12 protein-coding genes are annotated in these 13,090 nt (G+C 70.5%); 5 read left to right on the forward strand and 7 right to left on the reverse strand.

The features are described from left to right. Both ACTMSW_RS25890 and ACTMSW_RS25895 read right to left on the reverse strand, forming a co-directional pair. Positions 1 to 236 (reverse strand): hypothetical protein (locus tag ACTMSW_RS25890; RefSeq protein WP_441183292.1); only part of this gene is annotated, 236 nt, incomplete at its 3' end. Between the two features lie 568 nt (positions 237 to 804). Beyond that, positions 805 to 3,105 carry a SpoIIE family protein phosphatase gene (locus ACTMSW_RS25895; RefSeq protein ID WP_441183293.1) on the reverse strand — a complete coding sequence of 767 codons (2,301 nt, stop codon included), beginning with the start codon at positions 3,103 to 3,105 and terminating at the stop codon, positions 805 to 807. A gap of 451 nt (positions 3,106 to 3,556) precedes the next feature. Between ACTMSW_RS25895 and ACTMSW_RS25900 the strand changes: the two genes are divergently transcribed. Further along, the gene (locus ACTMSW_RS25900) at positions 3,557 to 4,216 is read left to right on the forward strand and encodes a VOC family protein (RefSeq protein ID WP_441183294.1); all 660 of its coding nucleotides are present in this window, start codon (positions 3,557 to 3,559) and stop codon (positions 4,214 to 4,216) included. A 400-nt stretch (positions 4,217 to 4,616) separates the two neighbouring features. Beyond that, positions 4,617 to 5,489, forward strand: coding sequence for a hypothetical protein (locus tag ACTMSW_RS25905; protein ID WP_441183295.1), 873 nt, complete (start codon positions 4,617 to 4,619; stop codon positions 5,487 to 5,489). Positions 5,490 to 5,649: 160 nt separating this feature from the next. On the opposite strand, the gene ACTMSW_RS25910 is transcribed toward ACTMSW_RS25905, so the two are convergent. After that, on the reverse strand, positions 5,650 to 6,012 hold the full coding sequence (locus ACTMSW_RS25910) for an antibiotic biosynthesis monooxygenase family protein (RefSeq protein ID WP_441183296.1): 363 nt from the start codon (positions 6,010 to 6,012) through the stop codon (positions 5,650 to 5,652). A gap of 155 nt (positions 6,013 to 6,167) precedes the next feature. On the opposite strand from ACTMSW_RS25910, the gene ACTMSW_RS25915 reads away from it, so the two are divergent. Next, positions 6,168 to 7,058, forward strand: coding sequence for an oxidoreductase (locus ACTMSW_RS25915; RefSeq protein ID WP_441183297.1), 891 nt, complete (start codon positions 6,168 to 6,170; stop codon positions 7,056 to 7,058). A 242-nt stretch (positions 7,059 to 7,300) separates the two neighbouring features. On the opposite strand, the gene ACTMSW_RS25920 is transcribed toward ACTMSW_RS25915, so the two are convergent. From ACTMSW_RS25920 to ACTMSW_RS25935, 4 genes are read right to left on the reverse strand one after another with little or no spacing between them, the layout of a single operon-like run. Next, positions 7,301 to 8,146, reverse strand: a complete 846-nt coding sequence (locus tag ACTMSW_RS25920; RefSeq protein WP_441183298.1) for an ABC transporter ATP-binding protein — start codon at positions 8,144 to 8,146, stop codon at positions 7,301 to 7,303. Then, complete coding sequence (locus ACTMSW_RS25925; protein ID WP_441183299.1) at positions 8,143 to 9,177, reverse strand: FecCD family ABC transporter permease; 1,035 nt, start codon at positions 9,175 to 9,177, stop codon at positions 8,143 to 8,145. The genes ACTMSW_RS25920 and ACTMSW_RS25925 overlap by 4 nt, the downstream gene beginning before the upstream one ends. Beyond that, positions 9,174 to 10,235: a FecCD family ABC transporter permease gene (locus tag ACTMSW_RS25930; RefSeq protein ID WP_441183300.1), complete on the reverse strand. Its 1,062-nt coding sequence runs from the start codon at positions 10,233 to 10,235 to the stop codon at positions 9,174 to 9,176. Before ACTMSW_RS25930 ends, ACTMSW_RS25925 begins: the two co-directional genes overlap by 4 nt. Before the next feature lie 20 nt (positions 10,236 to 10,255). Beyond that, the gene (locus tag ACTMSW_RS25935; RefSeq protein ID WP_441183301.1) at positions 10,256 to 11,302 is read right to left on the reverse strand and encodes an ABC transporter substrate-binding protein; all 1,047 of its coding nucleotides are present in this window, start codon (positions 11,300 to 11,302) and stop codon (positions 10,256 to 10,258) included. A 51-nt stretch (positions 11,303 to 11,353) separates the two neighbouring features. Between ACTMSW_RS25935 and ACTMSW_RS25940 the strand changes: the two genes are divergently transcribed. Both ACTMSW_RS25940 and ACTMSW_RS25945 read left to right on the forward strand, forming a co-directional pair. Next, positions 11,354 to 12,175, forward strand: a complete 822-nt coding sequence (locus tag ACTMSW_RS25940) for a hypothetical protein (RefSeq protein WP_441183302.1) — start codon at positions 11,354 to 11,356, stop codon at positions 12,173 to 12,175. Between the two features lie 91 nt (positions 12,176 to 12,266). Continuing rightward, positions 12,267 to 13,028 carry an ABC transporter permease gene (locus ACTMSW_RS25945; RefSeq protein WP_441183303.1) on the forward strand — a complete coding sequence of 254 codons (762 nt, stop codon included), beginning with the start codon at positions 12,267 to 12,269 and terminating at the stop codon, positions 13,026 to 13,028. Positions 13,029 to 13,090 lie beyond the last annotated feature (62 nt).

Here is a 13,090-nt window from a genome sequence, read left to right on the forward strand (position 1 = left end):
GTCGCCGAGGTCCAGTTGATCGTGGACATCAGCTTGTCGACGTTCGGGGTCTGCCCCGTCTTGAGCGTGCAGATCTCGCTGAGCGGGACCTGTACGTCGTAGACGCGCAGTGTGACGCCCGGTTCCTGGTCGACCGCCGCCACGGCCGGGGTGGCCCACAGGCCGGCGGCGGTGAGGGAGAGCGCGACTGAACCTAGGACAGGACCGCGGAATCGGCGTAGCAGCCGTGTGCCCATCGTTCCTCCTGATCACGAGAGGACCCGCCGACTGTGTGCAGCTGGACAGCACGACAGCCACCGGTCCGAGTGCAGACGGTCATCGACGCCGACGATTTGACACACCCGCAACATTGGGTTGATGAGCCGAAACATTAAGGGACTTCGATCGGCAAGTCCACATCTTCTGTCGAGAAGAGCGAATGTTCTGGTCGATCAGACAAAAGATGGCCCAACAATCAGGACAATGCGGGCATAAAGACGGGAATCATCGGTAGCCGAGCCGGAGGCCACCGTTGAGATCACCTCGCGGCCGGGCGCGGAGGCGACGAACGCGGGCCGCCACGCCAACGGGGCGCCGACAAACCTCAGCGACGGGGAACGCGCAGGACGCCGACCATCACCCCTCACGATCCCCGCCACCGGAAATCTGGCGTCTACGCGTCGCCGACCTCAGGCGCGTCCTCGACCAACTCGGTGGCGACCTGCTGGTGCAGGGCGGTCACCGTCGGCGGCGACGGAAGGCTCTACGGCAGCTGCAGGTCTGCCGGCTGGGGTGCGCTTACCCCCGCGCAAAACGCCAGCGCGGTCACGCTTGTTGCTCGGGCGGGTGCAGTTCGAACCAGACGGTCTTGCCGGTTCCGGGAAGTGGTGCGGACCCCCACGAGTGGGCGAGGCGCTCGATGATGTGCAGGCCCCGGCCGGTGTCGCTGCAGCCGTCGACGGGGCGCTTGACGGGGCGCCGGTTGCTGCTGTCGTGCACGTCGATGCGCAGCCGCTGGCCCAGCGTGATGATGACTTCCACGTCCCCGACGGTGTGCTGTACCGCGTTGGCGACGACCTCGCCGAGGAGAAGGGACGTGTCCTCGCGTAGCGGGTGCTGGTCCCAGGCGACGAGGATGTCGTCGGCGAAATGACGGGCGGCGGATGTGCTGAGGGCGTCACCGCGGAAGCGCCGCCGCGCGGTGCCTGGCCCGGGCGGCGGTTCCGCGTCGACGGTGAGCGCGAGGATGGCCACGTCGTCGCGGCGCGGACGGGGTCCGACATCAGAGCTCAGCAGATGTTCCACCAGGTCCTCGGGATCGTCCGTCGGTGCGGAGTCGAGCGCCGCGTACAGGTCGGTGATGCCTTGGTCGAGGGGGTAGCGGCGGTCTTCGACGAGGCCATCGGTGTAGAGGACGAGGGTGGACCCGCGGGGCAGCAGGAAGGTGGAGTCGCGGTAGTGGGCGCCGCGCACACCCAGCGGGGGCCCGGTCCGCAGGTCCAGACAACGGGCCCGGCCATCCACACGCAACACGGGAGGTGGGTGCCCGGCGAGGGCTGCGGTCGCGGTTCCCTCGGTCAGGTGCAGCTCCAGGTAGCAGCAGGTGGCCATGGCATGAGGCTCGAACCGCAGCAGCAACTGGTTCACCCGTTGCATCACCCCGGTGGGGCTGTGTCCGTCAGCGGCGTAGGCGCGGATGGCATTGCGGATCTGGCCCATCGTGGCCGCTGCCTGCGGGCTGTGGCCGGCGACGTCCCCGATGACGACCGCCGCGGTGGCAGAGTCGATTCGGATGACGTCGTACCAGTCGCCGCCGATGTCCGCACCCTTGGTCCAGGGCAGGTACCGCACGGCGTGCCGTGCGCCGGACAGGGTGGGCAACACGGTGGGGAGCAGGGCGCGTTGCAGGTCTGCCGCGATCGACATCTGAGCCTGGAACAGCAGTGCCCGCTGTAGCGCCTGGGCGGCCAGCCGGCTGAAAGCGATCAGATTCTCGCGCTCGTCGGCGTCGAATTCCCGCAGCCGGGGGTAACCGATCACCAGCGCGCCCAGCACCTGCCCACCGGTGCTCAGCGGCAGGAACGCCCACGCCTCTCTTCCCCCACCCGGGATGGCGGTGCGCGGGTCGGGCTGCGCCGCGGTGAACTCCGCCGGTGAGCCGAGGTAGCGCGGCTCGCCGGTGACACTGACGCCCGCCGCCGGATAGGGGTGAGACAGGGGCAGGTCGCGCAGCGCGGCGACGACGTGGTCTTCATATCCGACGTGGTAGCGCAACACCAGCCGGTCCTGCTCGGTGAACAGCACTGCCAGGCTGTTGCCGCCCGCCGTGGACCGCACCACCTCGCCCAGCGCGGCGTACACCTGTTCTGGTGTGCTCGCCGCGACCAGTGCGGCGGTGACGGCCTGCAGCGCCGCAATGCGCGTGGCGGCAGCGCGGACCTGCGCCGCGCTGCTCACCAGTTGCTCCTGACGAACGACCTGTTTGGTGACGTCCCGGTAGGACACCGCGATGACATCGACGTCGACGCGTGCGACTTTTATGTCCCACACCTGGCCGGTGGCAGGAGAGGCGACCTGCCGCTGCCACGGCTCGCCGCTGTCGGCGACCTCGCCGAGGAACGGGAGCAGGCCCAGCTCCGTGCTGCTGGACGTCTCGCCGATCCGACGTCCGACAAGTTCCTCGACGGTGCGGCCGACGAGCTTGGCGCCGATCTGATTGACGTACTCGCGGGTGAAATCCACGATCACCCCGGCGTCTTCCCGAATCGCCCGCAGCAGGGCGAACCCGTCGAACGCCGCGTCGAGCGCCTCGTACAGGCGAACCCCGCCCTTTGTCTGCGCCCCCACGGTCAGCTTGCGTAGATCAACGAACCGCGCGATGAACCCGTCACCGAACGGCACCACCCGGAACTCGAAATGCCCCGCCACGCTCGCCCGGTCGTAGTACACGGTGCGCACCGCCGGCACCCGTTCCTGCACCACCTGCCGATAGAACGGCAGGGTGCCATCGGTGACGGTGTCCGGCCACAGCTCCCGGTAGCGGCGGCCGATCAACTCCTCCCGGGGCCGCCCCAGAAACCGGCCTCCGGCCTCGTTGAGGTAGACCAGCGTGAAATCGGCGATCATGCCATCCCGGTCACGAACCGCCGCGGCCAACGCACACCCGTGAGGATCGGAGTCCAGCAAGGCCAGCAGGTCCGCCGACGGGGTCATGTCCGGCCCACCTGCGTTCACCGCCACCCCCTCGCCACGCCGCCACCCGACAGCCTAACCGGCCCAAACCGCCTGAATCGCCAGCGCTGACGCCGGGTCCGCAGCCATGCGCGCTCCCCTACCCCTGGGAGCCCTCCTGCAGGCAGCCGTAGCGGCGGAACAGGCGGGATGACAGCTGCCGACACGTGAACGGCTCGCTCACGCAGGCGCCATGATCACAGACCGACCAGACGGTCGACCACCCGTGGGGCGGCGGACCATGACGACGGAAGGCCGTAGCGCCGGTCCAGGTAATCAACACTTCCGGCCGAAGTAAAGTTGTTCGGTGCGGAGTTCGGTGCGGGTCCAAGCCCAGGTGCCAGTGGTGTACGTGACGGATATCGAGGCGTCGCGTCGCTTCTACGAGCTGTTCGGGTACGAGCAGACGCGCAGCGGCAGTGACGGTGACTCCTCCCGCTGGTCCCACCTGCAGTGCCGCGACCTGACGATGCTGCTGGCCTCGGTGACCCCACCGCTGATCACCGTGGAACTACCGCTGCTGACCTACCTCTTCGTCGACGACCTCGATGCCACTGTGGCGGCGCTCACCGCGGCCGGACACCCGGTGGAGCGAACCGGGCATCCCGAGCACGCCCCCGCAGGAGAAGCCCGCACCCGGGACCCCGACAACAACGTCGTGCTCCTCGGCCAACGTGCCGTCGTTCCCGCACAAGCCCAACCGGACCAGACCGCCGGGGCAACCGCCCGCCTCTCCCTCCTCCGGCAGGCCGCACAGGCGATCAGTCAACGCGGCGACGCACCGGACCGCTGCCAGATCGGCGGACCACAGGGCCAAGCCTGCACGCGCCAGGCGGCAGTGAAGCTGGCCGACTCCTGGGGCGACACCGTATGGGGCTGCATCGACCACGCTGAGGAGACGCTACTCAACGCCCGTGGCGCCTTCCTGGCCAACAAGGACGACCTCGGCCTGCGCCCGTTCCTGCGCGCCCGACAGTCGCCGTACGAGCCCGCCGACCCGAGGTGACCTTGTCCTGCCCGACGTTGTCAGACACCGAGAGACAGTCGCTGCACCTCCGGTGAGCATGGCCGGATGCGCAGGCCCTGCACCGCCTCCGCCAACACCATCAACGCCGGATCGGACCGCAGACCATCGCGAGCACCGCACCTGACCAGTCCGGATGGCGACAGCGGAACTGCCGGAACGAGACGATGGAATTGTGGCACCGGCGGCCGTGCCGCCATTCCGGACTGACGTTTTCGCAGCTCGTACCGATGCTTCCGCTGTCAACGACATATTGGTGATCGGGTCCGGCCGCCGGAGGGAAAACGTATGCCTCAAGGGAGCGCCCGGATGAATACTCCGATCGACGCATTCACCGGAATACGTCTCCCGTACACGGGACGGAACGCACGAGAGCGCAGTGATGAACAGCAGAGCACAGCGAACAGCCCTCCGCGCCGGTGTGACAGCCTCAGCCGCCCTGGCCGTCGTCCTCGGTGTCGGCGTACCACCGGCTTCCGCCGACAACGGTACGGAGATGGGGTCGATCAACCACGGCCGGCCCCTGGCCGACGCCGCCGCCGAACTGATCGACAACCTCAACCAGATCGGCTGGCCGCAGGAGAGCGACTACAACTTCTACAGCGCACCCAGCGCCGCGACCACGGTGGTCTTCGGTACTCCCGGCCAGCCGACCACCTACCGCAACGAGACCCGGTGCGCGACCTTCGTCCGCCGGCTGCTGACCCACACTTTCCCGTGGGCGACCTCGACCTTCTTCAACGACGAGTTCGGCACGTCGTACCCAAACAGCGCGGTGTTCCACGACGCCTTCGCCGCCGACCGGGACCGGACCGACGACATCCCCGGCGTACGCGCCTTCAACCTCTCATTCCTGTCGTACATGACCCTGCAACCCGGGGACATCATGGCGATCAAGTACACCGGCGCCAGCACCAGCGAGAGCGGGCACATGGCGATCATCGGCCCGGGAACCCGGCTGCACGACGACAGCCATCCCGACTACCGGGAGTGGGCCATTTCCCTGTTGGACAGCACCTCCAGCCCGCACGGCAACCCGGCCAACCCGCGCGGCTACCCGGACAGCCGCTTCTACTACGACGCCGACACCCAGACCTGGACCGAGGCCGACGGTGCCGGATCAGGCTGGATGTTCATCCGCACCAGCCGCGCCACCGGCCGGATCACCGAGCACCGGTGGAGCCTGAGCTCGAACACCTGGTACGACACGACCGCCCGGCCGATCGTCGTCGCCCGGGTCGACCCGTACGCGTGAGGCCGCCCGCCTCGACCTGACGCCAGAGGGCAGGGGACGGGGCGGCCCGGGCCGCCCCTCCCCTGGTCACACCGGGTGCCCGGCAACGCGGTGTCCCGCCGCCCGGCCGATCGCCCAGAACATGCGATGAGCCCTGCCACCTCTGGCCGGCGGGCTGGCCTCAGACGGCAGGTATCTCGGCGTAGTTGGCTACGTCCGGCTCGATACCGGCACGCTCGAAGAAGTCGCGAGGGGCGAAGCCTGCCGCCTGATGCGCGGCCTCGACGGCCGACCGCGCGGCGGGCAGGTCGTCGGCGGAGGACCATCGCACGATGGTCACCGCGTTGAACCGCCCAGGCCCGGAGTGGCGCTCCAGGAGCGCGTCGTCGAGGAAGCCGGGCTGCTTGCGGAGGATTTCGTGCGTACGACTGACGTGTCCCCAGAACTCGTCGCGGGCATGGTCGGGAACGACGAACTTGTCGACGCGGTAGACGACCGGCATGGCGACCTCCAGGGGGCGTGGTCCGACGAGCGACCCAGCCATGATGAAACCTCAACCTCGAATGAGGTCAAGGCCATGTCGCCACGGAGCCTGCCCTCGCCGCCACCGGAACACCACCAGTCCGCCGGGGACGCACGAGGGGGGTATCGTGCGGTCCACGGCGGCGAAGATTCGGGAGTGACGGCGGCATGTGGGGAATGCAGGACGTGCCGAGCCAAGCCGGTCGAGTCGCGGTGGTGACCGGGGCCAGTGCCGGCATCGGATTTGCCACCGCCAAGGCCTTGGCCCAGCGAGGATGCCATGTCGTGCTGGCCGTGCGGGATCCCGCCCGAGGCGCCGACGCGGCGGCCCGCATCGGCCGTTCGACCGCTGTGACCCGGTTGGACCTCGCGGCCTTGGACTCGATCCGATCGGCCGCCGCCGAGCTGACGGACGAGTATCCGAGAATCGATCTGCTGATCAACAATGCGGGCGCGTGGTCAGCCATGCGGGCCGAGACCCGTGACGGATTTGAGATGCAGCTTGGTGTCAACCATCTCGGGCATTTCGCGTTCACCGGCCTGCTGCTCGGTGCCATGTTGGGCACGCCCGGTTCACGAATCGTGACGGTGAGCAGTGTGAGTCACCGTGCCGGTGTGGTGGACACTGCCGACCTGCCGATGAGGCACAACTACCGGCATGCGGCGGCGTACTCGCGATCCAAGCTGGCGAATCTGCTGTTCGCGTTCGAGTTGCACCGCCGGCTGACGCAAGCTGATGCGGCGACCTCATCACTGGCCGCGCATCCCGGTGGTGTGTGGACCGGGCTGTTCCGCGGCGCGAACCCGGCGCTGCTGGTGCACACCTTGGGCCGCCTGATCACCCAGTCGCCCGAGCGTGGCGCGCTGGCCGTTCTTCGAGCCGCGACGGATCCCGCGGCCACCGGCGGGCAGTACTACGGTCCGTCCGGGATCGGCGAGCTGAGAGGCGCTCCGGCGCCGGTCCGGGCCAGTCCTCAGGCGCATGACCGGGCATTGGCTCGACAGCTGTGGAATGAATCGGAACGACTGACCGGCGTCGCGTACGAGCCGATTCTGCCGTCGACCTGATCCGCGGGCCGTCCGGCACATCGTCGCGGCGGCTTTGCAGAGAATCCACCGCAGGACGCCCGACTGCCCAGGCCTCCGCCAGTATCCAGCCGTGAACCAGGACCCCATGGCGCGCAAGTGCTGACCTGACCTACTGTTGCGCGATTCGCGATACGTGAACTCACATCGGCACGACCGGGTGCCGCGCTTGATCCGTCTCGCGCGTAGGGTACGCCGCCGCAGCCGGCGCGAACCCGCCGGAGCTACGAGGTGGTCCGATCCTGTCTCGCGGTGTCGTCCTTGATGGAACGCAGTGGGACGCAGACGGGACGGCCGGTGGCGTCGGTGCTGATGTGGGCGACGACGCGGAAGACGTCGCGCAGCAGGTCCGCGGTGAGCACGGCGGCGGGGTCGCCGGCTCGGACCACGCGGCCGGAGTGCAGGACCATCAGGTGGTCGGCGAACTGGGCGGCCTGGTTGAGGTCGTGCAGAACCATGACGATGGTCATGCCACGGGTGGCGTTGAGGTGGCGGACGAGTTCGAGGACTTCGAGCTGGTGGCCGATGTCGAGGAAGGTCGTGGGTTCGTCGAGCAGCAGGATGGGGGCCTGTTGGGCGAGGGTGAGGGCGATCCAGGCCCGTTGACGTTCGCCGCCGGAGAGGGTGTCGACGTCGCGGTGCAGGAGGTCTTCCAGTCGGGTGGCGCGGACGGCCTCGTCGATGGCCTCGTGGTCCTGGCGGCGCAGCATCCGCAGCACGCCGGCGTGGGGGAAGCGGCCCTGCTCGACCAGCTCCCGGACGGTCAGGTGCGCTGGCGCGGTGGGAGCCTGGGGAAGCACGGCCATGCGTCGGGCGATGTCGCGGGTGGGCAGGGCCGCGAGGTCGTGCCCGTCGAGCAGCACCGTGCCGCCCGTGGGGCGCAGCAGGCGGGCGCAGGTCTTGAGCAGCGTCGACTTGCCTGAGCCGTTGGGGCCGATCAGAGCGGTGACGCTGCCCCGCAGTGCGTGCAGGTCGACGCCGTGCAGCACTTCTCTGGTGCCGTAGCCGACCGTGATGTCGGTGGCTTCGACGGCGCTCGTGGTGCGGACCGGGTCGGCCAGTGTGGTCATGAGGTCCTCCGCCGGATGACGTGGAGCAGGAAAGGGACGCCGAGCAGAGCGGTGAAGACGCCGACGGGCAGGGCGAACGGTGCGGTGTCGATGTCGGCGAGGCCGGGGATGGCCTGCAGCCGGAACGTGCGGGCGGCCAGGTCGGCGGCGCTGAGCAACAGCGCGCCGAGCAGGGCGGCGATCGGCACGGTGCGGCGTGGGGCTGCGCCGACGACGCGGCGGGCCAGGTGTGGGGCGACCAGACCGATGAACGCGACGGCGCCGGCGATGCTGACCGCGGCGGCCGTGGCCAGTACGGCGGCGAGCAGGACGAGTGCCTGCGCGCGGGCGGGACGCGCGCCGAGAGTGGCGGTGACGTCGGGCCCGAGGTGCAGCAGCGCGGCCAGCGGCACCGCGGCGATGACCAGCACGGTGACCGGGGCGAGGTACGCCAGCAGGAGGTTGAGATCGGTCCAGTCCCGCAGTTCCAGGGAGCCGAGCAGCCAGCCGAGGGCGGTGGTGACGCGGTCGCCGCTGAAGAGCAGCGCGATGCTGGTGGCCGAGGAGAGCACCCCGCCGACGAGGATGCCGACGAGGATCAGCCGTTCGCCGTCGGCGCCGGCGCGGCGGGTCACCAGGTGCACGACGGCGGCGGCGGCGAGACCGCCGGTGGCGGCCACCAGCGGCAGTACCGCGCCACCGGTCGCCGGGCCCCAGACGATCCAGCACAGCACGGACGCGGTGGCCCCTTGAGCGACACCGGTCAGGTCCGGTGAGGCGAGAGGGTTGCGGACCAGGGACTGCAGCAGCGCGCCGGCCGCGCCGAGCAGCGCCCCGACGATCAGGCCGACCACGGCCCGAGGTAGCCGCACGTCGACGGCGATGATCTCCGCCCGGGTGGCGTCGCCACCAGAGAGCACGGCGAGGACCCGGTCGGGGGTGACGGTGACCGTGCCGGCGACCAGGTGGGCGAGGAGCAGCGCCGCGACAGCGACGGCGCCGGTGGCCAGTACGGCCGGCAGCGGCGCCCGGTGGCGCAGGACCGCTCTCATCGGGCGGCCCGCCGCTGGGCGGCTGCCCGGGTCGCGACGACGATCGCCAGGGGTCCGCCGACCAGGACCGTCCAGATGCCGGCCGGGATCTCCAGGGGCTCGAACGCCAGGCGTCCCAGTTGGTCGGCGATCAGAGTGACCAGGGCGCCGGCCAGGACGGCAACCGGTAGCACCTGCCGGGAGTCACTGCTGCCCAGCAGACCTCGGGCGACGTGGGCGGCGAGCAGCCCGACGAAGCTCAGCGGTCCGGCGACGGCGACCACCGGCGCCAGCAGCACCATGGCGAGCACGAGAAGTCCGAGGCGGGTACGACCGACGTGCACGCCGAGGCCGGCGGCGGTGTCGTCGCCGAGTTGCAGCAGGTTGAGCACCCGGCCGAGCAGCAGGGCGACCGGTAGCCCGGCACCGACCCACAGCAGCAGAACCCGCACCTCCGGCCACGCCAGCCCGGACAGTGAGCCGGACAGGTAACGGTTGACCGTCGCCTGGGTCTGTCCTCCGGTCGACGGGGCGAGGACGAGGGCGGCGCTGATCACCGCGGAGAAGAGGGTGGCCAGGGCGAAGCCGGTCAGGACCAGACGTACCGGGTCGGTGATGCGGCGGTTGACCGCCAGCAACAGCGCACCGGCGGCCAGGCCCCCGAGGAGGCAGGCGACGGGCCGGGCGACTCCCGGCAGCGACACACCGAACAGCACCTGCAGGGTGACCACGAGCGACGCACCGTGCGCCACCCCCAGCAGCCCGGGCTCGGCGATCGGGTTGCGCAGCGAGTCCTGCAGCAGGACGCCGATCCCGCCCAGGGCGGCGCCGCACGCCAGCGCCGCGACCACGCGCGGCAGGCGGTTCTGCCGTACCAGGTAAGCCGTGACGTCGTCGCCCGCACGGCCGGCGACCGCGTCGAGGGCGAAGCGCACCTCGACGTCCGGGACGCCCTGGGTGATCGCGCCGACCCCGAGCAGCAGCACGGCCCCCGCCAGCACGAGGCAGACGACCGCGAGGCGTCGACCGCCCGCCCGCCGCTGCCGAAGCCCCTGTGGCTCGGCTGCCAGCCGAGCCACAGGGGCGGGGAACACGGTTGTCATTGGCGGTTGACGCCGCCGGCGGCCGGGTCGTAGTCGCGCATGCGGCCCGGATCCACGAAGCCCGCACCCGGGAAGACCTTGTGGGCGTACGTCTCCAGCGCGTACTGCAGCTCTCGCACCGAGCAGCAGTAGAACTGCGCCTCGGTGTCGAAGGCCCGGCCCTGCTGCACCGCGGGGATCTTCGGCCAGACCGCGTCCTTGCGCTGGCTGATCGACGTGGCCGGGGTGCCGTCGTACTGGTTGGCGATGTAGTCGGGGTTGGTCTTGAGCAGGTACTCCGCGCCGACCTCGCCGTAGGCGTCCTCGACCTTCACACCGGCGGGGGCGGTGAGCACACAGTCCCCCAGCCCGTTGGCCTCGATCAGCTGGCAGAAGATCACGTTGTCGAAGAACACCGCGTACTTGGCCGTGTCGTAGCCGCTGAGCACCGCGAAGCTGGTCTCCTTCGCGTCGGCCGGCGCCTTGCCCTTGACGGTGTTCAGCACACTGGCGAACCGGCCGATGGCCTGCTCGGCCTGCGCGGTACGTCCGGTGATGGCGCCCAGCCACCGCAGGTTCTGCTCGTAGACGGCGATGCCCTTGTCGAAGCCGCCGTCCATGTAGAAGGTGGTCCCCGCCGCCTTCAGAGCGTCGAAGTCGTCGCTCCTCGGGGTGCGCCCAATGATCAGCTCCGGCTCGGCCTGCGCGACCTCCTCCGGGTTCTTGAAGTTCTCCACCGTACGCACCTGGGAGTAACCCTCGCCGAGGAAGACCTTCGAGCGCAGGCTCTCGTCCTTCCACGTCAGCACCGGCAGCAGCCCCAGGTCGGCGAGCATGGAGTTGCAGCCGTACCAGTAGCACGCGATGCGCTCGACCGGCTTGGCGAAGGTGTGCGCGGTGCCCGCCGCGTCGGTCACGGTCACGGGGAACGCGGCGCCCGCGCTCGCCGACGCCGCCGGCGTACCGTCCGGGTCCCGATCGAGTCCGGAGCATCCGGACGCCAGCGCCACGACGGTGGCCGCCACGGCCGCCCACATTCCGCGGCGCAGCAAGGGTGTGCGCATCCTCGTCCCTCCGACATCGAGCAATCGGAGGTTAGGCTAACCTAAGCGACCGTGGAGCGGAATTCGGCCTCGGACCTCGCGCCGGTGTATCGGCACCTGTCGACCCCGGACACCAGCTGGGAACTTGCGGAAAGACCCGGCTCGCCGGACCCCGACGACCCGAGGTGGTGGACCGGCGCCGGGCTCGCCACCGCGCCCGGGTACGCCGCCGCCTACGCCCAGACCGGCCACGACCTCGCCGTACGCACCGGCCAGCAACCACGCGACTACGTCACCGCCACCCTGCTGCTGATGGAGTACTCGTGGTGCGTCGCGGGGGCCCTCGTCGGGCCGCTGCTCGCGGCCGACACCCTGGCCCGCCCCGTTCCCGGCGGGGTCACCGCCTGGTTCGCCGCCGACGAAACCGCGACCCCTTGCTGGCGGATCCGGGTCACCGCCACCCACGCCGATCAGGTCGACCGCCACGCACCAGAAACCCTCGCCACCGTCCGTACCAGCTTCGCCGACCTGATGGCGCCCGTCGTCGACGCCGCCGCGCGCCACGGTGCCCGCCGCCCGACCGGGCTGTGGCGCACCGCGACCGACACGCTGGCCACCGCCTCCTGGGCGTTCGGCAGTCAACTCGACGACGAGCAGGCCGGCGTGGAACTGGCCGAGAGCCTGCTGGCCGACGCCACCCGACCACTGCGGGGACGCGCCGGGTTCCGCCGGCTTCCGCTACCGGACGGCACGAACGCGATCACCCGCGAACGCGGTGACTGCTGCTTCTACTACACCCTCGACCAGCCCGTCTGCGTCACCTGTCCCCGCATCGACGACACCGAACGCGCCGCCCGACTGCACGCCCGTCAGGCCGCCCCGGTCGCCGCCTGAACGAGCGGAAGGGCGTGGCCCCCTCCCCTGCCGGCGGCTTGTCGGCATCCGGTCGGCGACGTCCGGGTCCGCGTCGGCGATGCTGAGCCGCATGGAGGACCCCGCCGTCACCGCCGGTCCAGCACTGGCCGCCGCACTCCTCGTCCTGACCGTCACGGCCGCCCTGACCGGCTACCACCTCCGCGACCGGATCAGCCGTCAGATGCTGACCGCCGTCGTACGCGCCGTGCTCCAACTCGCCGCCGTCTCCACCGCCATCGCGGTCGTGCTCACCTCGCCCTGGGCAACCGCCGGCTTCATCGTGCTCATGCTGACGATCGCCGCCGCCACCTCGGCACGCCGGGTGACCACCACCATCCGGCGGGGCCGATGGGTCGCCCTTCCGATCACCGCCGGGGCACTGCCGATCCTCACCGCGCTGCTGGCCACCACGGCCGTACCGGCCAGGACCGTGGCGGTCCTGCCGATCGCCGGCATCCTGATCGGCGGCGCCATGACCGCCACCTCGCTGGCCGGCCGCCGGATCCTCGACGAGCTCCGCACCCGCCACGGCGAGTACGAGGCCGCCCTCGCGATCGGCCTCACACCTCGCGAGGCCACCCTGGAGATCTGCCGGACAGTCGCCGCGCACGCCCTCGTACCCGCCCTCGACCAGACCCGCACCGTCGGCCTGGTCACCCTGCCCGGCGCCTTCGTCGGCGTCCTGCTCGGCGGCGGCACCCCCGCTCAGGCCGGCGCCACCCAGCTACTCGTCCTCGTCGCGCTCCTCGCCGCGGAGGGCATCGCCGCCGTCCTCACGCTGGAGATCATCGCCGCAGGACGCCTACCGACGCCACGGACACAGGCGGCCTGACCGCCCGGGTGCCCGTGGCGTCCACCCACCGGGTCGGGTCGGCATGTCGGCGTAGCGCACCG

The organism is Micromonospora sp. BQ11, assembly GCF_052068135.1.
In the GTDB taxonomy this organism is placed as follows: Bacteria; Actinomycetota; Actinomycetes; order Mycobacteriales; family Micromonosporaceae; genus Micromonospora.